The sequence below is a fragment of the Nocardia vermiculata NBRC 100427 genome (assembly GCF_001613265.1).
Classification (GTDB): domain Bacteria; phylum Actinomycetota; class Actinomycetes; order Mycobacteriales; family Mycobacteriaceae; genus Nocardia; species Nocardia vermiculata.
Map to the genome: position 1 here is coordinate 25,381 of NZ_BDCA01000021.1, position 21,504 is coordinate 46,884.

General features: G+C 69.0%; 14 protein-coding genes and 1 pseudogene. 11 read left to right on the forward strand and 4 right to left on the reverse strand.

The annotated features are described in order from the left end of the window. The first annotated feature begins 133 nt into the window (after positions 1–133). From NV2_RS21245 to NV2_RS21260, 4 genes are all read left to right on the forward strand, one after another. Positions 134–481 (forward strand): hypothetical protein, encoded by a 348-nt coding sequence (locus tag NV2_RS21245; RefSeq protein ID WP_067877253.1) that lies wholly within the window; start codon positions 134–136, stop codon positions 479–481. A 69-nt stretch (positions 482–550) separates the two neighbouring features. After that, positions 551–1,714, forward strand: coding sequence for a glycoside hydrolase family 3 N-terminal domain-containing protein (locus tag NV2_RS21250; RefSeq protein WP_067877256.1), 1,164 nt, complete (start codon positions 551–553; stop codon positions 1,712–1,714). Positions 1,715–1,806: 92 nt separating this feature from the next. After that, positions 1,807–2,406, forward strand: coding sequence for a TetR/AcrR family transcriptional regulator (locus NV2_RS21255; RefSeq protein ID WP_067877259.1), 600 nt, complete (start codon positions 1,807–1,809; stop codon positions 2,404–2,406). A 21-nt stretch (positions 2,407–2,427) separates the two neighbouring features. Beyond that, on the forward strand, positions 2,428–3,675 hold the full coding sequence (locus NV2_RS21260) for a DUF5685 family protein (protein WP_067877262.1): 1,248 nt from the start codon (positions 2,428–2,430) through the stop codon (positions 3,673–3,675). A gap of 226 nt (positions 3,676–3,901) precedes the next feature. Here NV2_RS21260 and NV2_RS21265 read toward each other — a convergent pair whose 3' ends face one another. Then, entirely contained in the window at positions 3,902–4,771 is an 870-nt protein-coding gene (locus NV2_RS21265) for a MaoC family dehydratase (RefSeq protein ID WP_067877265.1), read from the reverse strand. A 1-nt stretch (position 4,772) separates the two neighbouring features. Beyond that, entirely contained in the window at positions 4,773–6,143 is a 1,371-nt protein-coding gene (locus NV2_RS21270; RefSeq protein ID WP_067877266.1) for a 3-oxoacyl-ACP reductase, read from the reverse strand. 278 nt (positions 6,144–6,421) lie between these two features. Between NV2_RS21270 and NV2_RS21275 the strand changes: the two genes are divergently transcribed. From NV2_RS21275 to NV2_RS21290, 5 genes and pseudogenes are all read left to right on the forward strand, one after another. Further along, complete coding sequence (locus NV2_RS21275) at positions 6,422–7,771, forward strand: acetyl-CoA C-acetyltransferase (protein ID WP_067877267.1); 1,350 nt, start codon at positions 6,422–6,424, stop codon at positions 7,769–7,771. 216 nt (positions 7,772–7,987) lie between these two features. Beyond that, positions 7,988–8,485, forward strand: a complete 498-nt coding sequence (locus tag NV2_RS21280) for a universal stress protein (protein ID WP_067877269.1) — start codon at positions 7,988–7,990, stop codon at positions 8,483–8,485. Positions 8,486–8,703: 218 nt separating this feature from the next. Continuing rightward, positions 8,704–9,804 (forward strand): isochorismate synthase, encoded by a 1,101-nt coding sequence (locus NV2_RS21285; RefSeq protein WP_067877272.1) that lies wholly within the window; start codon positions 8,704–8,706, stop codon positions 9,802–9,804. Positions 9,805–9,898: 94 nt separating this feature from the next. Beyond that, positions 9,899–10,069 carry a DUF2613 domain-containing protein gene (locus NV2_RS30990; protein ID WP_084475206.1) on the forward strand — a complete coding sequence of 57 codons (171 nt, stop codon included), beginning with the start codon at positions 9,899–9,901 and terminating at the stop codon, positions 10,067–10,069. Between the two features lie 82 nt (positions 10,070–10,151). Beyond that, positions 10,152–14,012, forward strand: a pseudogene (locus NV2_RS21290) (alpha-(1->3)-arabinofuranosyltransferase domain-containing protein); the annotation flags it as partial. A gap of 802 nt (positions 14,013–14,814) precedes the next feature. On the opposite strand, the gene NV2_RS21295 reads toward NV2_RS21290, so the two are convergent. Further along, entirely contained in the window at positions 14,815–16,002 is a 1,188-nt protein-coding gene (locus NV2_RS21295) for an acyltransferase family protein (RefSeq protein WP_067877279.1), read from the reverse strand. Between the two features lie 178 nt (positions 16,003–16,180). Between NV2_RS21295 and pgfA the strand changes: the two genes are divergently transcribed. After that, positions 16,181–17,317 carry a cell envelope lipid trafficking protein PgfA gene (gene pgfA, locus NV2_RS21300; RefSeq protein ID WP_067877282.1) on the forward strand — a complete coding sequence of 379 codons (1,137 nt, stop codon included), beginning with the start codon at positions 16,181–16,183 and terminating at the stop codon, positions 17,315–17,317. A 108-nt stretch (positions 17,318–17,425) separates the two neighbouring features. Here the strand turns inward: pgfA and NV2_RS31885 are convergent, their stop codons facing one another. Next, a complete protein-coding gene (locus NV2_RS31885; protein ID WP_067877285.1) occupies positions 17,426–18,928 on the reverse strand; it encodes a hypothetical protein in 1,503 nt (500 codons plus the stop codon). Between the two features lie 62 nt (positions 18,929–18,990). On the opposite strand from NV2_RS31885, the gene NV2_RS21310 reads away from it, so the two are divergent. After that, positions 18,991–21,417 (forward strand): MmpA family trehalose lipid delivery protein, encoded by a 2,427-nt coding sequence (locus tag NV2_RS21310; protein WP_084475208.1) that lies wholly within the window; start codon positions 18,991–18,993, stop codon positions 21,415–21,417. Positions 21,418–21,504 lie beyond the last annotated feature (87 nt).

Genomic DNA, 21,504 nt, shown 5'->3' on the forward strand with positions numbered 1-21,504 from the left:
ACAATGGCGTGCCGGCGCCGATGAAAAGCGCATCGTGCGAACGCGTGCGGCCGCCCGACGCAGCCCACGGATAACAATGGGATACTCGAACGTCCGTTCGACCACATGCGCGCGGGGTATGGTTTACCTTTCAATGGTGTCTGTCAGACGGCTGATCGCCGCCCCCTTGTTCTCCGCTGTGACCGTCGTGGGAGCAGCGGCCTGCACCGTGGAAGGTGCGGGCTCCACCACCGAATGCAAGGTCGAAGGGTGCACGATCACCTTCGACCGCGGTGTCGATGCCAAGGCGAGTGTCCTGGGTGTCGACGCCGAGCTGGTCTCCGTGCAGGGCAATATGGTCACCCTCTCGGTGGCCGGACAGCAGGTCACCGTGCCGGCCGGAGAATCCGGTTCCGCCGACGGTTCCACCGTCACCGTCCGCCAGGTCACTGCCGATCAGGTGGTCGTCGATATCGCCACCGGCATCGAGACCGGAGGCTGACCGTCCGGTCCCTCCGGAGCCTGATCACCGCGGATAGGTTCCGGCGCGGCGAACGACTACGGTCGACCCATGCGCAACCTTGCCGGGATTGTTCTCGCAGTAACCGCGCTCGCGCTCGCGGGCTGCTCCGGTAGTACCGGCACCTCCGCTACGCCCGAGACCAGCGCCACCCCGGGAAGTACTACGCCGGAAGCCACGGCGACCACCGCCGGCAACAGTCAGGACTGTGCGGCGGGCTTCCTGGCACAGTTCACCACCAGGCAGAAGCTGGCGCAGCTGCTCACAGTCGGCGTGCAGGATGCCGCCGATGCGGAACAGGTGGTGCGCGACGAACAGGTCGGCGGCATCTTCATCGGCAGCTGGACGGATCTGTCCATGCTGTCGGGCGATGGACTCGAGCAGGTGAAGGCCGCGGCCCGCACCCCGCTGATGGTGACCACCGACGAGGAGGGCGGCCGGGTTTCCCGGTTGAAGTCGATCATCGGCCCGGCGCCGTCGGCCCGGGTCGCCGCGCAGACCATGACGACCGACGAGTACTACCAGGCGAGCCTGGCGCGCGGTGAAGCGATGAAGCAGCTCGGTATCACCGTCGATTTCGCGCCGGATGTCGATGTCAGCGCAGAACCCGACGACGAGGCGATCGGCGACCGGTCCTACTCCGAGGATCCCGAGGTCGTCAGCCGTTACGCCGGCGCCTACATTCGCGCGATGCACGATGCCGGCCTCGGTGCGGTGATGAAGCATTTCCCCGGCCACGGTCATGGCTCGGGTGATTCACACACCGGGGCGGTGCGTACTCCCCCGCTGGACCAGATGCAGCAGGTGGATCTGGTGCCGTTCCGGGATCTGGTCGGCTCCGGTGCCGCCGTTATGGTGGGACATCTGGACGTTCCCGGTCTGACACAGCCGAATGTTCCGGCGAGTATCAGCCCGGAGGCGATGGCGCTGTTGCGCCAGGGCACCGGCTACAACGCGGCTCCGTACGACGGTCCGATCTTCACCGACGATTTGAGTGGGATGGCGGCGATCACCGAGCGGCTGGGTATCGAGCAGGCCGTCGCCACGGCTCTCGAGGCCGGTGCCGACGACGCGCTCTGGATCAGCACCGACGCGGTGAGCTCGGTGCTCGATCACCTGGAGCAGGAGGTCCGCGACGGCCGGCTGAGTATGGAGCAGGTCGACGCGTCGGTGTTGCGTGTCGCCAAGTTCAAGGGGACCGAACTCCCCTGCTGATCGCGGCCACGGCGACGGTGTGGCAATTCGTTTCCCTGCGGAACTTACCTTCGAGTAAGATAGGGGTTTCGACATGGGCTAGGAGTATGTGCATGGCAGGCGGAACGAAGCGGCTACCACGCGCGGTTCGTGAGCAGCAGATGCTGGACGCCGCGGTCGAGGTCTTCTCCCGTAAGGGATACCACGACACGTCGATGGACGCCATCGCAGCCGAAGCCAAGATCTCCAAGCCGATGCTGTACCTGTACTACGGCTCCAAGGACGAGCTGTTCCGAGCCTGCATCCAGCGGGAGAGCGTGCGCTTCATCGATGCTGTCGCGGTGGCCGGTAATCCCAACCTGACCCCGCACGAGCAGCTGCGCGCCGGCCTCGAGGCATTCCTGTCCTACGTCGACACCAACCGGCTGTCCTGGTCGGTGCTGTACCGGCAGGCCATGGGCCAGCAGCCCTTCGCCTCCGAAATCGAGAACAGCCGGGAGCGGATCATCGAACTGACCGCGACGCTGCTCCAATCCAGCGCCAAATATGCCGAACCCGGAACCGATTTCGACATCGTGGCGGTGGCGGTGATCGGCGCCGGCGAGGCCATCGCCGATCGGATCGCCAGCGGGGAGGTCGATGTGCAGAGCGCGGTCGACCTGCTGGACAACCTGGCCTGGCGCGGTCTGTCTGGTAAAAAGAAGCTCGAATAGTCGAGGTTCTCGGGGGGAAAATTGTTCGGGCTTCTCACGCCGTGCACACATACCGCGGCGAAATACGGGCTGAACGAGGCGGATTGGCGCGCCCACATGTGCGGGCTGTGCCTGGGCCTGCGGGACGGTCATGGACAGCTCGCGCGCACCGCGACCAATACCGATGCCCTCGTGCTGAATGTCCTCACCGAGGTGCAGACCACCACCGCACCCGCCCGCACCACCGCAGCGCCGTGCGCGTTGCGCGGCATGCAGCGCGCCGCGGTGGCGCGGGCCGATTCTCCTGGGGTCCGCCTGGCCGCCACAGCGTCACTGCTACTGGGGGCAGCCAAGATTCGTGACCACATCGACGACGGTGACACCGGGCTGCTCGCTCGCCGGCCGATGGGACATATTTCGCAACGCTGGTACGCGGCCGCGCACGCGAGCGCCGCACGGATCGATCTGGATATCGAGCCGTTACTCGCCGCCCTGGGGCGACAGGCGTATATCGAAAGGGCAGTGTGGAATCGGGCTGTACCGCAACACACCGACCTGGCCGAGCTGACCGCACCGGCCCAACTGTGCGCCGCCGAATTGTTCGCGCACAGTTCGATCCTCGCGGGGCGGCCGGAGCGCGCGGCGGCGCTGCGCGAGGCCGGATGGCATTTCGGCCGGATCGCCCATCTGGCCGATGCGATCGAAGATCTCGACGAGGACCGCCGGCGCGGGCGTTTCAATCCGCTGCTCGCCACCGATACCAGCGCCGACACCGCGTACGAACTACTCCGCGAATCCGACCGCACCATCCGCCGCGCCCTGCACCAGGCCGAACTCGCCCACGCACCGGCGGTCCGCTGGATATTCCTCGACCCGCTCCGCACGGTGCTGCGGAAATTCGGCCGGGCCACAGGCGCCGTGTGCACGACCGGAGCTCACAGTTGCCGATCCGGTCGCGCCGACGAACGAGCACAGCAAGCCCCGTTGCCCCCGCCGCCCGACCAGCTGCCGCACCCCGACGACCCGAACGCCCCCACCGAGGAACCGCCGCAGCCCCCGCCACCCCGGCCACCGAGTTTCTGGGGTGGAATCGCCATCGTCTGCGGGGTGTACTGCACCGGCGCGGCGTGCTGCACCAGCCATCAGCGGCCGTGCACGGGCGAGCAGCGCGAGCCGTGGTGCCGGCGCATGGATTGCGGCGACTGCTGTGACTGCTGCGATTGCAGCTGCGACTGCTGTAGCAACGATTGCTGCGGCTGCGACTGTTGCGGCTGCGATTGCAGCTGTTGACGGGGCAACGGCCGCACACCTTGCCGGCGAACCGGCTTATCGAATCCCCCATGCGATCCGATAAGCCGCCGGGAAGCTGTGCGGCTGTTGTCCACGCCCGCTGCTCAGCGCAGCGTTGCGGTCTGACGAGGGTAGCCCCTGCGCACAACCGGTTGACACCACCACAGCCACATCGTTACCTGGCTCGGGGGCGAGCCAGGACGACAATTCCGTGACGGTCGACTGCTCAGCGCAGCGTTGCGGTCAGATGGGGGTAGCCCTTCTTCGGATGTTTGATCGCCAGATCCCAGCCGTCCGCCACCTGATCGGCATATACGTTGATCGTCGACGGCAGCAGGATCGGCTTACCGAATTTCACCGCGTACGTGGTCTGCGCGGGCACCCGGCCCTCGATGACACCGAGGAGCGCGGCCGCCGACCACATGCCGTGCGCGATCGAGCGCGGGAAACCGAAGGCCTTGGCACTCAGTGCCGACATATGGATCGGGTTGCGGTCGCCGGAGGCCGCGGCATAGCGATGAATCATCGCCTGGTCGACCTTCAGGGTGCGCAGTGGCGGCGGGGGCACCTCGTCCGGCTTGGGAGCCGCCTTGGGCCCGCCCGACAGCGAGGTGCGCTGCTGATGCAGGAAGGTAGCGACCTGCCGCCAGACCAGTTCGCGGCCCACCCGGATCTCGCTGATCGCGTCGACCAGCAGTCCCTTGGGATGTTCGCGCAGGTTCTCCACGTGAACACGGATATCCAGCGGCTCGCTCATCGAAATGTTACGAGTGCGCTCGATCCGGTTCTCGGCATGGACCGCGCCGACGGCCGAGAACGGGAAGTCCCGGGCCACCAGCAGCTGCATCACCAGCGGGAAGGTCAGCACGAACGGATAGGTCAGCGGTAGCGAATCCCCGAAGCGCAGACCGGTCGCGTGGCAGTACGCTGCCAGATGGTCGCCGTCGACCCGGAAACCGTTCAATTCCACTGCGCGGTCCGGTATCTCGGACTTGCGCGCCGAAACCAACGGCAGCGGTACGGCTCCCAGGGCAGCCTTCAGATAGAGGCTGCCCGTCTTGGGCGACTCCTGCAGGTCGTCGGTGCGAGTAGCCACCTCAGGCTCCGATCATGGCCTGGCCGCAGACGCGAACGATGTTGCCGCTCACCGCATTCGACGCCGGGCTGGCGAAGTAGGCGATGGTCTCGGCGACGTCGACGGTCTGGCCGCCCTGCAGCAGCGAGCTGAGCAACCGGCCCGCCTCACGGGTGCCGACCGGGATCGCGGCGGTCATCGCGGTTTCGATGAAGCCGGGTGCGACGGCGTTGATGGTGATGCCCTTCTCGGCCAGCTTCGGCGCCTCGGCGTTCACCATGCCGATGACACCGGCCTTGGACGCACCGTAGTTGGTCTGGCCGCGGTTACCGGCGATACCGGCGATGGAGGACACGTCGATCACGCGACCGCCCTCCTTCAGCGCACCCTTGGCCACCAGACCCTCGGTGATGCGATGCGGAGCGGCGAGGTTCACGTTGAGCACGGAATCCCAGCGACCGGCGTCCATATTGGCGAGCAGCTTGTCGCGGGTGATGCCGGCGTTGTGCACGATGATGTCGATGCCGCCGAAACGCTCGCGGGCGAATTCGGCGATCTTGTCCGCGGCGTCGGGGGCGGTGACGTCGACCGCGAGCGCGGTGCCGCCGACCTTGTTGGCGGTCTGCGACAGCGCCTCACCCGCGGCGGGGATATCGGCGACGATCACCTTGGCACCGTCGCGGGCGAAGACCTCGGCGATCGTGGCGCCGATACCGCGCGCGGCACCGGTGACCACGGCGACCTTGCCGGCCAGCGGCTTCGCCCAGTCGATCGAGGAATCGGCGTTGTCCTGCTTGCCGACGCGGAACACCTGGCCGTCGACGAACGCCGACTTGGCCGAGAGGACGAACCGCAGCGTGGACTCCACACCGGTGGCGGCCGGGGCGGCCTCGGGGTGCAGGTAGACCAGGTTGGCGGTGGCACCGCGGAGCAGTTCCTTACCGACACTGCGGGTGAAGCCCTCCAGGGCGCGCTGCGCGATCTGCGCGTCGACGTCACCGGCCAGTTCCGGGGTGGTACCGACGACCACGACCCGGCCCGAACGCGCGATCGAGCGCATGGCCGGCTGGAAGAACTCGAACAGCTGGGACAGCTCCTCCACGGTGCGGAGGGAGGTGGCGTCGAAGACCAGGGCGCCGAGCTTGGTGCCTTGGCTCGGCGCGTCGGCGAAGGAGTAGTCCGACAGCAGGGTGCGCGCGGCGTCGGCTACGCGGCCCTTACCGCCCAGCAGCACCGGACCGGGCAGCGCCGGCTCACCCGGGACGTAGCGGCGCAGCTTCTCCGGCTGCGGCAGGCCCAATTTGCCGGCCAGGAAGGCGCCGGGGGCGGAGTTGACGAACGAACCGTAGAGGTTGGGAGCGCCTTTACTGGACGAGCTCTTGCTGGCTGCCACTGTTCCTACCTTCTCCTTCTGTCGAATGTGGACGACCGGGATGTGGACGTCTGCCGAATGCCGTTCCCCAGTGCCCCGCGCGTTGTAGCCCACATCTGCGGGGTACGGTGTCGACAATTAACTTACTCCAGAGTAAGTTTAATGTAAACCGATGGAACCGCCAGTTGCGCAGTCGGCAGTTACGCAGTCGGCTGGGGGTACCGACACATCCACCATCCCCGCATCGCGTGATTCCCGGCCACCGACCAGACAAACCCGACGAGACAGTGGAGACTCGAGTGACTACCAAAGCCCGTTCGGCGAAGACCGCATCATCGAGCAGCAGGTCGAGCAAGCAGGCCCGGCCCGTCGCCGTCCTCGGCGGTAACCGGATTCCGTTCGCCCGTTCCGACGGCCGTTACGCCCACGCGTCCAATCAGGACATGTTCACCGCCGCCCTCAACGGCCTGGTCAGCCGCTTCGGCCTGCAGGGCGAACGGCTGGGCATGGTGGTCGGCGGTGCGGTCCTCAAGCGGGTCGGCGAGCACGGCATGATCCGCGAGAGCGTGCTGGGCAGTGAACTGTCCGCCTACACTCCCGCCCACGACCTGCAATTGGCCTGCGGCACCGGCCTGCAGTCGATCGTCACGGTCGGCGACGGTATCGCGCTGGGCCGCATCGACGCGGGTATCGGCGGCGGCACCGACACCACCTCCGACGCCCCGATCGGGGTGAGCGAATCCATGCGCGAGTGGATGCTCGACGCCAACCGCGCGCGCAACAACAAGGACTACGCCAAGCTCGTGGGCCGGCTGCGCCCGAGCATGGTCGGCATCGAGATCCCGCGCAACGCCGAACCCCGCACCGGCCTGTCGATGGGTGACCACGCCGCCATCACCGCCAAGGAATTCGGCGTGGCCCGCGAGGCACAGGACGAGCTGGCCTATCTCTCGCACAAGAATATGGCCGCCGCCTACGACCGCGGTTTCTTCGACGATCTGGTCACCCCGTTCCTCGGCCTGACCCGCGACGACAACCTGCGTCCCAACTCCTCGCTGGAGAAGCTGGCCACCCTGAAGCCGGTCTTCGGTGCCAAGCTGCCCGGTGGGGAGAAGGATCCGGCCGCCACGATGACCGCCGGTAACTCCACCCCGCTCACCGACGGCGCCTCGGCGGTGCTGCTGGGTAGTGAGGAGTGGGCCGCCGAGCGCAACCTGAAGCCGCTGGCCTACCTGGTCGACAGCGAGGTTGCCGCGGTCGACTACGTGTGGGGCCCGGACGGTCTGCTGATGGCGCCGACCTACGCGGTGCCGCGGCTGCTGGCCCGCAACGGCCTGACCCTGCAGGATTTCGACTACTACGAGATCCACGAGGCCTTCGCCTCGGTCGTGCTGGCCACCCTGCAGGCGTGGGAGTCCGATCAGTACTGCAAGGAGCGTCTCGGCCTCGACGGTGCGCTGGGCTCGATCGACCGCTCCAAGCTCAACGTCAACGGATCCTCACTGGCGGCCGGACACCCGTTCGCCGCGACCGGCGGCCGGATCATCGCGCAGACCGCGAAGCAACTGGCGGAGAAGGGGTCCGGTCGTGCGCTGATCTCGATCTGTGCCGCCGGCGGTCAAGGGGTAGTGGCGATCCTGGAACGCTGAATGCTGTAAACGCTTCGGCGAGAACATGTGCCGGCGCCGGTTCACTGCGGTGAACCGGCGCCGTCGGCATCCCGGTGCGGCCCCGGCATGCCCGACCGTGGTTACCGGGCGGGTTCGAAACGGTGAATCCGGCGCGACTTACCGCATCTGCGCAGTTCGCGCGGGTAGCCTCTGGGCATAGGTGCCCGACGGCAGGTGTGAGTCCGGGAGGTCGTCATGACTTGCGATTTGATGCTCATCGCGTACGACGGTTCCGAGAATGCGAAGCGGGCGGTGGAATACGCCGGGCGGTTCCTGTCCGCGCCCAGGGCGGTGATCCTGACCGCGTGGGAGCCGATGGTGCGCCAGGCCGCTCGGCTTTCCGGACTGTCCGGAGTGATGCAGCCGGAGTGGATGCCGGACGACGACATCGAGGATGTCGCCTATGTCGACGCCAAGCAGATCAACAGTGAGGGTGTGCGGCTGGCCAAATTGGCGGGCTTGAACGCGGAGCCGCGCACGGCCGAATGCACGTCCACGATCTGGAACGCGATCGTGGACGTGGCCGACGAGTTGAACGTCGACATCGTCGTCGCCGGTACTCGCGGTGCCACCGGCATCCGGGCGCTGCTGCACTCCAGCGTGGCCGAGGCAGTACTCAAGCACTGCCATCGGCCGATCCTGCTGGTCCCGCCGGGTAAGGCACCCGCACCGGCGCCGAGCGATCTGGCCTGAGGCACCGGAGGGTCCGTCTGCCCGGCTGTTGCCGATCCGCACGGGTCGCGGAAGAGCCACTGTCGACCCCACGACCTGCGGCCGGCCCCTGCAGCCCTGCGGCCGGACCGCTCCGAGGCCTGCCGGGCACCCACGTTCGTAAGTGCGCTCGAACACAGTGAGATGTGCGTCGCTCGTCCCGCCGTAGCCGTGCGGCCCGGGACTAGGGTCGGAGAATTATGGACGGTTTTCTGCTCGCACAGCCCGGGGGCGTGGTCCGCACTGCCGGGACCCGGCGCGCCTTCGACGACACGCGGCAGGCAGCGACATCCGTGCGTACCGGCGACGTCGATCTGATCGTCGGAGCGCTGCCGTTCGATCCGAGCGAACCCGCCGCCCTCTGTGTACCCGAACAAGCCCAGCACACCGCGGGACCGTGGCGGCCGGCGGCGCTGCCGCCGCTCCCGGAGATCCGGGTGATCGCCGAAATACCGAGCCCCGCCGAACATGTCGCCCGGGTGGCGAAGCTGGTGGAACAGCTCTCCGACGCGGCGCAGCCGTTGCGGAAGGTGGTCGCGGCGCGCTCGGTGATCGCGGAGGCGCAACAACCGCTGGAACCGGAGACCGCCGCGGCCCACCTGCTGGTCCGGCATCAGCGGGCCAACGTCTTCGCGGTGGACCTGTCCCCCGCCGGGCGCACCGGCGCGACATTGGTGGGCGCCACTCCCGAGGTACTGGTCGCCCGGCACGGCGATACCGTCACCCTGCGTCCACTGGCCGGCACGCTCCCCCGCCACCCGGATCCGGCGGTCGATGTCGATCGGTCGCGAGAGTTGCTGTCCAGCACCAAGAATCGCGCCGAGCACGCATTCGTCATCGAATGGATCCGGGAGCAACTCGCCCCGGTCTGCGCGGATCTGAGGATTCCGGACGCGCCCGAACTGGTCAGCACTTCGGAGGTCTGGCATCTGGCCACACCGGTGACGGGCCGCCTGCGCGACCCCGCCACCACCGCCCTCGATCTGGCGTTACTCCTGCATCCCACTCCGGCCGTCTGTGGCACCCCCACCGATCTGGCCCTGCGCACCATCACCGACACCGAGGAGCCGCGCGGCTTCTACGGAGGTGCGGTCGGCTGGTGCGATGCGCGCGGCGACGGTGAATGGGTCGTGGCGATCCGCTGCGCCGAGGTGTCCGCCGACGGATGCACCGTGCACGCCTACGGCGGCGGTGGCATCGTCGCGGCCTCCGACCCGCGCACCGAACTGGACGAGACCACGGCCAAGTTGCGTACTCTGTTGCACGGGCTGGCCTGCACCGTCCCTGAACGGATGCACTGACGGCCGGGCGCCCGACCGTCCTGCGTGGCGACCGGATCCCGCCCATGTTGTAGGTTGGCTCGCAAGACGCCTGTGTCGATGTTGGGAGTACGCGATGAAGTTTGCCGTCCCGGGGGTTGCGAGCGCCGTCGGTGGAGCACTGCTCGGCGTGATCGCGGTTTTCATTGTCGTGACGGCGACAGCGCAGAACTCACGACCCGAGGTCGACCGCAGTGGGGACGCCGCGTCGTCGCTGCTGAACAACGTTGAGTACGGCGCTCGCTGAGGCCGGCTCCACCGCTGCCCGATCCGCCGATCTCCCCTCCTCGGCCACCGCACCACTCGGCCGGCGCTGGTTCGCCGGCACCGTGCTCGTCGCCTTCGCGCTGACCTTTCTGCAGGCGCCCGGCCTGACCGTCGCCGACACCAAATACGATCTCGCCGAGAATCCGGTGGGGTTTCTGGCGCGCGCCGCCCATCTGTGGAGCAGTCAGGCACCGATGGGCCAGGTGCAGAACCAGGCGTACGGCTACTTCTTCCCGCACGGCGCATTCTTCTCGCTGGGGCATGTCCTGGGCATACCCGCCTGGATGACGCAGCGGATCTGGTGGGCGCTGCTGATCCTGGCCGGATTCTGGGGCGTGATCCGGCTGTGCGAGGTGCTGGGCATCGGCTCCCGCGGTTCGCGGGTCATCGCGGCAGCCGCCTTCGCGCTGTCGCCGCGGGTACTGACCACGCTCGGCTCGATCTCCTCGGAAACGCTGCCGATGATGCTGGCGCCCTGGGTGCTGCTCGCCCCGGCCGCGCTCGGCGCCGTCGGCATGCCCGGTGCCCCGGCGGCGCGATCGGGGCTGCGGCGATTACTCCCCCGGCGCCCGACCGCCGAATCACTGTCGCGGCGCGGCGCCACCTCCCCTGCGGCCAGCGCTCTGGCGCTGGCACTGATGGGGTCGGTGAACGCGATCGCCACGGTCGCCGCCTTCCTTCCGGCCGCCGTGTGGTGGGCGTCCTACCGGCCCAACCGCGCCTGGTGGCGGTTCACGCTCCGGTGGACCCCGCTGCTGATCCTGGCCGTGTTCTGGTGGGCGGTGCCGCTGCTGGTGCTGGGGAAGGTCAGCCCGCCGTTCCTCGACTACATCGAATCCTCCGGTGTCACCACCCAGTGGGCGTCGCTGGGGGAGGTGCTGCGCGGCACCGACAGCTGGACGCCGTTCGTATCGCCCGAGCGGATCGCGGGCGCGGTGCTGGTGACCCAGCCTGCGGCGGTGCTGGCCACCGGTGCGCTCGCCGCCGCCGGTCTCGCGGGGCTGGCCCTGCGTTCCATGCCGGCTCGGGGCCGGTTCACCTTCGTGCTGTTCGTCGGCCTGGCCGGCATCTGCGCCGGATACGTCGGTGAACTGGGCGGACCGTTCGCCGAGTCGGTGCGGATCTTCCTCGATGCCGGTGGCGCGCCGCTGCGCAATGTGCACAAGCTCGAACCACTGATCCGGCTGCCGCTGATCGTCGGGCTGGCCCACCTGTTGCGCCGGGTACCACTTCCGGCATCGGTACCGATGCCGGCCTGGCGGCATGCCTTCGCCCATCCCGAACGCGATCGGATGGTCGCCGTGTCGGCACTGCTGCTGGCAGCGCTCACCCTGTCGACCTCACTGGCCTGGACCGGAAAGCTCGCCCCGCGCGGCGCCTACGACGAGGTGCCCGGGTACTGGCAGCAGACCGCGGACTGGTTGGCCGAGCACGCCTCCGACACACGTGCACTGGTGGTACCGGGGGCACCGTTCGGCAGCCAGATCTGGGGCCTGACCCGAGACGAACCGCTCCAGGCGCTGGCGAGCACCCCGTGGGCGGTACGCGACTCGGTACCACTGACTCCGCCGGGCGCGATCCGCGCGATGGACTCGGTGCAGCGGCTCATCGCCGACGGCCGGCCCTCGACCGGACTGGCGCCGACACTGATCGATCAGGGCATCGGGGTGCTGGTACTGCGCAACGATCTCGACCCCGACACCTCCCGCTCCACTCGGCCGATGCTCGCGCATCAGGCGATCGAGTCGTCGCCGGGCATCACCAAGGTCGCCGAATTCGGCAATCCGATCGAGGTCGGGCACGGTGACGGATTGGTTGCCGACGGCGATCTGCGGCCCACGTATCCGGCGGTCGAGATCTACCGGGTCGGCGGGGACCCCCGTGGCGATCCGGCCGACATTCGCAGTGGTCCCGGTGCTCCCGAGAGTTTTCCGGGCGCGCATACGGTGCCGTTGCAGTCGGTGCCGGTGGTGCAGGGCGGGCCCGAAGTGCTGGAACGCCTGCGGCGCAACCCGTCCGAGGCGGACGGCCCGGCCCTGCTGGCCGCCGATGCCGCCCGGGCCGGACTCACCCCGGCCTCGGCGACGATCACCGATACGCCGATGGACCGGGAATCCGATTTCGGCCGGGTCGACAACCACAATTCGGCGCTGCGCGCACCGAGCGATGCCCGCCGCACCCACAATCTGGTGCCCGATTACCCGGTTCCCGGGGCGGATCTGGTCGAAGGGCAGTGGTCCGGTGCCACCGTCACGGCCTCCAGCTCGGCCGCCGACGCCACCCAGCTCGGTGGTGCGGCCCCCGGCAGTTCGACGGCCGCGGCGTTCGACGGCGATCCGAGTACCGCATGGTTGAGCACCAGTGCCGAACAGGCTGTCGGGCAATGGCTTCGGCTCGATCTCGACCATCCGATCAGGGCGGGTGCGTTGCGCGTCACCACCAGCCCCGCCGCGATCGGCGACCCGGTGAAGTGGATCGAGGTGCGCACGGCCAACGGGACCGTCGCCTCCCGGATCTCCGAACCCGGTGAGCCGGTGTCGGTGTCACTGCCGCCCGGAAAAACCGATTGGCTGAGTATCACCGCGACGCGAACCCGGAACGGTACCGGCGGTGGGCAATTCGGTGTCGGCGAGGTGAACCTGTTCGACTATTCCGATCGCAGCGCGCCCGTCCAGGTGGATATCCGGCATCGCACGGTGCTACCACCGGCGCCGGCCGCGACACCGGTACGCGGCTGGGATCTGGGACAGGAGTTCCCCGGGCGCAGCGGCTGTTTCGACGCCCCCGACCGGGTGCGGTGCAGTAAGGGACTGTCCTTGCCGGCAGAGGAGCCCGGCACCTTCGAGCGCACCCTCGACGTACCGGATCCGAGCACCGTCGCGCCGCAACTCACCGTCCGTACCCGGCAGGGCCCGGCACTGGAGGGTCTGTTGACCGATCCGCTGCGGCCGGTCGCCCGTGGCAAGGCCGATGTCGGCGATCTGCGCGGTTCGGCCTTCGCGGCGACCGACGGTAATCCGCGGACCAGCTGGATCGCGCCCGAGGAGGCGGTGCGTAACCGCAGCGGGGACAAGCCGACAGTCACGATTCAGCTTCCCCGTCCGGAACTGGTGACCGGGCTCGAGGTGACGCCGCCGATGGGCGCACTGCCCGCCCGCCCCACCTCGCTCGCGGTGAATCTCGGTGACGGCCCGCAGATCCGCGAGATTCCGCCCGCACCGAAGGACCGCGATCCGGAAGCCTCCGCACCTCCGGACTCCGAAAGCCGCGGCACCGAATCCGCACCCACCACCACGCCGTCGCCCGACGCTCCGGCTCCGGAACCGACGTCGACCGACCGGCCCGCACCGATGTCCGCACCACCGACGCCGGTCCGCGTGGCACTGCACCCTCGGGTCACCGATCACATCGAGGTCAGTATCAATACTTGGAAGACGGTATTGGACCGCACCGCACTGGGTCTCACCCAGCAGCAGCCTCCCGGTCTCGCCGAGGTCTCGGTGCTGGGACCCGACTATCCGCCCCCGGCTCCCGGCGACCGGATGGTGACGGTGGATTGCGCGCACGGCCCGACGGTCGCGGTCGCCGGCCGGGTCCTGCATACGACAGTGACCTCCACCGCGGACGAATTACTCACCAGTGCACCGGTTTCCGCCACCATCTGCGATCCGAGCGCGACGGTCCCCCCGGACGGATCGGGAGTCGACCCGACAGCACCCGTCGATCTGCCCGCGGGCTCGGTCGATGTCACCGTCACCCCGACCGAGATGTTCTCCGTCGACCGATTGCGGTTGGACAACACGGCTTTCGCATCACCGCCGGATTCGGCGAGTGTTTCCGCACCGGAGGGTGACCGCCTGCTGGTGCTGCCACTCAGTACCAATGTCGGCTGGGAAGCGCATACCGGCGACGGGCACGAGCTCGCACCGGTCGTGGTCGACGGCTGGAAACAGGGCTGGGTCGTACCGGCCGATGCGCACGGACCCGTGACGGTCGAATTCCCCATCGACCGCTGGTACCGCCTCGCCATCTTCGGGGGTCTGCTGCTGCTGATTCCCCTGCTCCTACTGGCCGTACCGCTTCCGGCCCGGCTGCGAGAATTGTTCCGGCGCACGCGAAACCGACAGCCCGCGACAGACATCGGTCGCGCCGCCGCACCGGCGGACACCACCGGCCCGGACCCGACGGCTGGTGACGGCACCGAGACCGCGCCACGCGGCGGATCGGATCGACTCCACGACGAGCGGCGGCACGACACCGCGTCCGGTCACGACATAGCCCCGCTGTCGACAGTGGCCGGTACAGCGACTGCTTCCGCCGATCCGCCCCCGGTCACCTGGAACAACTGGTGGCTCGGCGGGATCGGGGTCGCGCTGGCCGCATTCGTGATCGCCGGCCCGATCGGGCTGCTCTGTGCCGCAGCGGGTCTGGTTGCGATCCGCGTGGTGCCGCGGGGACCGATCGTGTTCGCCGCACTGGCCGGGGCCGCCGCGATCGCCGCGGAGGCCGCGCTGTCCACCGGGCCCTGGCGTTCCGGGCACGTCTATATGGGCGGATCGCTGTGGACACAGTTTCCGGCACTGGTCGCGGTGATCGCGGTCGGTATCGCGGCACTGCCGGCACGTGCGCTCATCCGGATCCGGTGGCCACGGTCACGGTCGACGGATCGGCCACCCCCGAGCGATCCGGAGTGACGGCCGGTGCGCAGCCCGGGGCAGTCGGGGTTCAGCCGAAGCGGCGTTTGACCCAGCGCCGCACCGGTTCCTCGATCAGTGCGTAGCTCGCGGCGGCCAGTGGCACCGTGAACGCGACCGTCAGCGCCAGCACATGAACGAACCCACCGTTGAACGGGATGAATCCGAAGATGGGGAACATCATCGACAGCACCACCAGGTGCCAGATGAAAATTCCGTAGGACCAGCGGCCGATCGTCAGGGCGAGGCGGCTCTGCAGCAGGCGATGCCGTGCGGTGCCCAGCACCAGGGGCGCCAGCAGTCCGAAGCCGATCACCGCACCCAGGCCCATCTTGCCCGCGTACTGCCACGCCTGCCCGCGGGTGAGCCCTGCCGGCCCGGCGAGATCGGTGGCCGACAGCACGAACGCCACCGCCGCCAGCGACCACATCAGCCGCCGGCTGCCGAGCCACCGCTGCCAGCCCGGGACATCGGAGCGCGCCAACAGGGTCTCGGCCAGTTCGGCCAGCACCATGCCCGCCGCGAACCACGGCAGATATCCGGGCAGCCAGTTGTCGGAGTGGATCGCATTCGGGGTCGGGACGGGCAGGAAATTCCAGCCCAGGCACAGCAATCCGAACGCCGCCACGGTGCCCACCCGCCACCGGGCCGCCTGCCCGCGCATCCGGACCAGGCACCAGGCGAGCAAGGGCAGCAGCAGATAGAACGCCACCTCCACCGACAGGCTCCACATCTGGGTGAGCCCGTCGGTCAGGGTCAGCGGCACGAAGACCTGGATCAGCAGCAGATTCGCGCCCCACACCCGCAGCCCGGCCGAATGTGCCGCCGACGGCAGCAGTATCAGCGCCGCGAACACCACGACCCAATAGGCGGGCAGGATGCGAGCGGCGCGATGCAACAGATAGCGCCCCGCCCGGGGCGCAGTGCCGAGCCCGCGGGCCGCGGCGGCGTGCGGGCGCCACAGCAGAAATCCGGACAGGCCGAAGAAGACTGCGACGGCCATATCGAATCGCCCCCACACCCGCCCCAGCACGGGTGAGCCGGTGGCCCCGGTCTGAAACGCCACATGCGTCAGCACCACGCCGAGCGCGGCGAGACCGCGCAGACCCTCCAGCGCCGGAACGAATCTGCGGGTGCCGGGTACGGCGGCCGAATCGGCCCGCGCGGGAACCTCCGGCGCTTCGGTGCCGGTTTTCGCGGTCTGGGACGTGGCGGTCATCGAATCAAGTGTGCCCTCGCAGCGGGCCGTACAGCCTCATCGGGGTGTTTTGGCCCTCAGCTCGGCAACTCGAGGGACCTGGCTGTTAGTGTCGGGGCTCACGAGTGCTCGAAGTGTGACCGCACCCGGTCCTGCCGCGCACCCGGACGAAGCTTGTTCGACGACGAGGAGAGTTTGCATGGCACTCAGTGCCGGTACCAAGAGGACGGTGGCCTGCCTGCTCGTGGGACTCGGTGCGCTGCTGATCGTCGCAGCGATACTGATTCCAACATACGGTGTGAGTCAGCTGGGCAAAACTCCCCTCGACCTCGAGATCACGACGATCGCCAAGAACAAGCAGGGTGCGCCGAGTGAAGTGCTGGACGCCTCGTCACTCGCCGAGGGTGACGGCCCGCCCAAGGTCGACAAGGATGTCAACCTGCTGTCGCAGCGATTCCTCACCGTCGAAGAGCCCTCGGACAAGACGAATATGACCGTCCAGGCCGGCGTGACGCTGCGCAATACCGACAAGAGCGGCGACACCGGACTGCTGTCCGCGACGATCGACCGCGTCACCATCAACCGCAAGACCGGCGAGCCGATCCACGACGACCCGAACGGTTCCATCGCCGTCACCGTCGACGACAAGGGCAACAGCGTCGCCGACGATGTGCAGCACACCGGACTGCAGTACCGGTTCCCGATCGGCACCGAAAAAGTCACCTACCCGTACTTCGACACCAATGCGCGCAAGTCGTTCGATATGAACTTCGTGGACGAGACCGAGATCGGTGATCTGAAGGTCTACCACTTCCAGCAGCAGGTGCCGCCGACCGATCTGGCGAAGGTGAGCGCCGGTGCGAGCAACCGCCTGACCTTCCCCGCCGCCAAGTGGGGTGTCGAGGGCGAGGGCGACATCAGCATGGACCGGTACTACACCAACACTCGCGACGTGTGGGTGGAGCCCAAGACCGGCACCATCGTCAACGGCTCCGAGCAGCTGCACATGTACTACGCGCGGGCGGCCGACAAGCCGGAGGTCACCGCGATCAACACCACCCTGGTCTTCGACCCCGACACGGTACGGTCGCAGTCCGACGAGGCCCGCAAGTACATGGACGAGCTGTCGCTGTACGGCCGTACCCTGCCGATCATCCTCGGTGTGCTGGGCGCGATCTCGCTGATCGCCGGCCTGGTGCTGGGCCTGATGGGCGGCGGTGACGGTTCCTCGAAGCCGGGCCGCCTGGTGAAGAAGCCGACCCCGAAGCCCGCGGGCGGAAGTGACAGCTTCTCCGAGGCACCAACCCAGCAGATCGACATCAGCAAGAACCTGTAAGGCACAAGTTCGACGACGAGTGGCGCTTCGGGGCTTCCCCCGGGGCGCCACTCGTGTTTCCGGCGAAGTGTTCCGGGTCCGGCGGATCACGCCGCAGGTCGAAGGTAACTACCCGGAACTGCGGCCGACGGCCGGGACCCGCCGCGCCGTGCGGAGCACCAGCAGGACGAGCACGGTCGTGACGACGGCGGCGGTCGTGGTGGCGACCGTGATCAGGACCGGCAGGCTGCGCACGAACGGCAGAGTCACGGCCAGTTCGACGGCGAGACCCACCCAGATGACAGTGGCGAGGGCGGTACGGTCCGCGGCGAGAGCCGACAGCAGCGCGCCCTGCAGCAGTGCGAGCAGCGCGCCCTCGAGGGCGAACAACCACAGCCATTGCTGGATCGGCGCGTAGTCGGCGCCGGCGAGCACCGGGGCCAGCGGCGACAGCACCGCCGCACCCAGCACCGCCAGCAGCCCGATACCGCCGAGCACCGCGAGCGCCGACCGCAGCGCACGCGCCGAATGCTGCGGCTGGGCCATTTGCGGATACAGCACCATGCCCACGGCCTGTGGGAACCAGAAAGCGATCTTGGTGGCGATGGCGCCGAGGGCGTACAGGCTCGCGCGGTCCTCGTCGAGGACGATGCGCGCGACGATCAGGTCGACCGACGACAGTGCCATCAGCGCGGCCTGCACCTGCGCCGCCCGCAGCACCGCGGTAACGGTCGCGGCGCGGGGTACGGAATCGGGAGACGCAGCGCGAACCACCTCGTCCGGAACCTCGCTGCGCGCCGCGGCACCCGGAAACTCAGCGCCGGGCGCGTCAGCCGGGACTGCGCTGCGGATCGCGTCGGCTGGGGCTTCGGTGCGCGTCGCTTCGCCGGCCCCCGCGGTCGTTTCGCGTCTGCTCGCACCTGCGCGGACAGCCCGCCGCCTGCGAACACCTGCCCCGGTGACGGTGCCGTCTCGCGCACCGTCCGCCCCCGTGGTCCCGGGGCCCGGCCCGGGGGGTTTGGCAGCGGCAAGCGGCGCCGGCGTCCCACCGATCGGCCCGGACAGGGTAATTCGATGGGCGGCACCGGCGGCGACGAGCAGCCCCAGCGCACCGGCCCACAGTGCGGTGGCGGCGCTCCCGCCCGCGGCCAGGGCGATCACCGCCGGCGTCACCCGCAGCACCCCGACACCACCGAGCACAATCGCCAATCTGCGGAAGTGGTTCTCCCCCTGCAGGATCCCCTGTTCACCGGAGAGCAGCACCAGAATCGGCGCCGCCATCAGCGCGCCGGCCGCGGCGAGCGAGCCCAGATGCAGAATCAACGAAACGATCGGCACCAGCACCACCGCCAGCACCGCGACAATGCCCGCACAGTGCCGTGTCAGCCTGCGCACCGTCGCGAGCTGCGCGCCGCGGACGAGCTCCCGCGCCACCACGTTCTGCAATGCCAGCGCCGGGACCGCGGCCAGCAACTGCACCGCCAGCAGGCTCGCGAATTCGCTGTAGCCCGAAACCCCGAGCCACCGTCCGGCCAGTAGCTGCAGCAGGTACCCGGCGACGTTCGCGGTCATGGCCCCCGCCGTCACCAGGGTCATATCCGCGACCACGGGGAGACGGCGCAGCGCAGGCATCCCGCCATGGTCCCATCCGATCGGCCCCGATCCCACCCGGGACCGCTGACCGGGGCGGCTCGATGACCCCTGCGTCGCCCAGCGAGCCGACGGCCCGGCAGATCGTCGTCGACCGCCGCACCGCCCGGGTTGCGGTCCGCCCGGTCGTCGCGGCCCGGTACGCGCTCCGCCATCGTTTCTCCGGGCAGCAGGTGCGGGCCCGTCCAGGTCGCCGCACCACCGCCGTAGGGTGGGTCACCGTGACCGGGGCGCGAGACGACAGCGATACCACCGGCGCGTCACCGGACTCGGAGAGCGGGGTGCGACCGGGAACGAGCGACGCGCCGGAAAACGCCTCGCCGCACGGCCAGGACCGAACCGCCGCAGTCGAACCCGGTGCCGCCCCGGCGCCGAGGCCGACAAGATCACTGAATCGTGGGCATGTGCCCGGCAAGAGTGATCAGGATTCCTCAGCACCCGTTCCACCGCTGTCCGGGCAAGGGCGGGAGAGGCTCACGGCGGGGGCGAGCACAGGGTGGGCCTGGGTTCCGGTTCTCTACAGCCTCGTGCTCTCTCTGCTCGTCCTGGGTCCACTGCTCGGGTCCGGCTATCTCCTGTTGCGCGATGCGGTCAGTACGCCGCGGTCGTATGCGACCGATGCCGCGCTGGGGCTGGGTGATGCTGCGCCGCGCGCGGTGCCGCAGGACGTATTGCTGGCCGCGCTGACCCACGTGGTCGACGGCGGCGTCGTGGTGAAGGCGATCCTGGTGCTTGCGCTGACGGCCGCCGGATGGGGTGCGGCCCGGCTCGCCCGCGCGCTGCTCGGTGTCTCACTCGCACCGCAGCTGGTGGCCGCGACGATCGCGATCTGGAATCCGTACGTCGGTGAGCGGTTGTTGCAGGGGCATTGGAGTCTGCTCGCCGGCTATGCGGCGCTGCCGTGGACGGTGCTCGCGGCTCAGCGGCTGCGGATAGGTGCACGGCGCGCACCTGCGGATCGGAACACCGCAACCGATGCAGCGGGCACGAGTTCGCCGCCAACGGGCGCGGGCGCACCGACCGACTCGCCTCCCGCGAAGCTGCCCGCTACCGCAACGGGCGCGAATTCGACGGCCACACGCTCGGTCGTGGCCTCTTCGGCGAGTGCGGCTCGCACTGCCCGACCGTGGCTGATCCTCGGCGGCGTCCTCGCCGCGGCCGGGCTGACACCGACGGGTTCGCTGCTGGCCGGGCTGATCGCGGTCCTGGTGGTGGGGCGCCGCAACCTACTCGGCACGGTCGGGGTGTGGATCCTCAGCGCCAGTCCGTGGCTGGTGGCCACCGCACTGTCCGGTGGTGCGGCCGAAGCCTCCGATCCGGCCGGCGTCGCCGCATTCTCGGCGCGAGCCGAGCCCGGTCTCGCAACACTGGGAAGTCTCGCCGGCCTGGGCGGCATCTGGAACAGTGCCGCGGTGCCGGGGTCGCGGACGACGCTGTTCGCGGTGCTGTCCACCGCTGTGTTGCTGGTGATCGTGCTGTGCGGGATCAGGGCGGTAGGTGCGGCGGGCGACCCGGCTACTCGCCGCACCCGGCGGGTACTGCTGATACTCGCCGGGGTGGCCATCGTGCTGCCCGCTCTCGGCGCAACCGCATGGGGCATCTCCACCGGCGAATTCCTGATGGAACAGCTTCCCGGCGCCGGACTGCTGCGTGACACCCAGAAGTACGTTGCGCTGGCCATGCCGGCCTTCGCCGTATGCGGTGCGGCGGGTTGCCGGGCACTGGCCACGATCCGCCGCGATCGGCGGGAGACACCGCACCCGCCCTCCGGCGATGCGACCGAACCGTTCCGCGACTCGCCCGAGCCGGCCGAGCGCGAAACGTCCGACGGCCCGCCCGGGCGGCAAGCCCTGATAGCGGCCGGATTCATGGCCGCACTGCTGCTCACCCTGCCCGATCTGGCGTGGGGGGTCGGTGGTGCGCTGCGGCCGGTGCACTATCCCGCGGGCTGGGAACGCGTCGCGGAGAAGGTGAACGGCCCCGGCGACGTCGCGGTACTGCCTGCCGGAATGTTTCGCGTATTCCCTTACAGCGGAAGGGTTCCGGTGCTCGACCCGGCACCGCGCATGCTGCGTTCCGATGTGCTGCAGACCGGCGTGCTGCCGGTCCGCGGTCAGGTCGTCGAGGGTGAGGGTGCGCGGGCGCAGCAGGTGGAGAACCTGCTGTTGCGCGGTGCGGACCCCGACGAACTTGCCGCGCAGGGCGTCGGCTGGCTGTTGCTCGAGCGTCGCACACCCGGCGCACTGGGTGATTCGGAAAGAACTGTGGCGCAACTGATCCCGGTGCACTCGGATGACGACCTGTCCCTTTATCGAATTCCGCATGCCCGAGAGGTGGCGAAGGCATCGACCGCGGATCGCGCGATGGCTCTCGCCGCACATGCGCTCTGGGCGCTGATGATCGCCGCCGGCATCGGGGCCACATTCAGCGGAGCAGGTCGCGACCGGCTCCGGCACCCGGCTGCGCGGTAGACCCGGGCGGCAGCCCCTCGTGCACCGCGCCGGGATCGCTCGTCGCCCGCGCGGAGTACCGGAGTCGCGTCGCCGGACGGTTGCCGA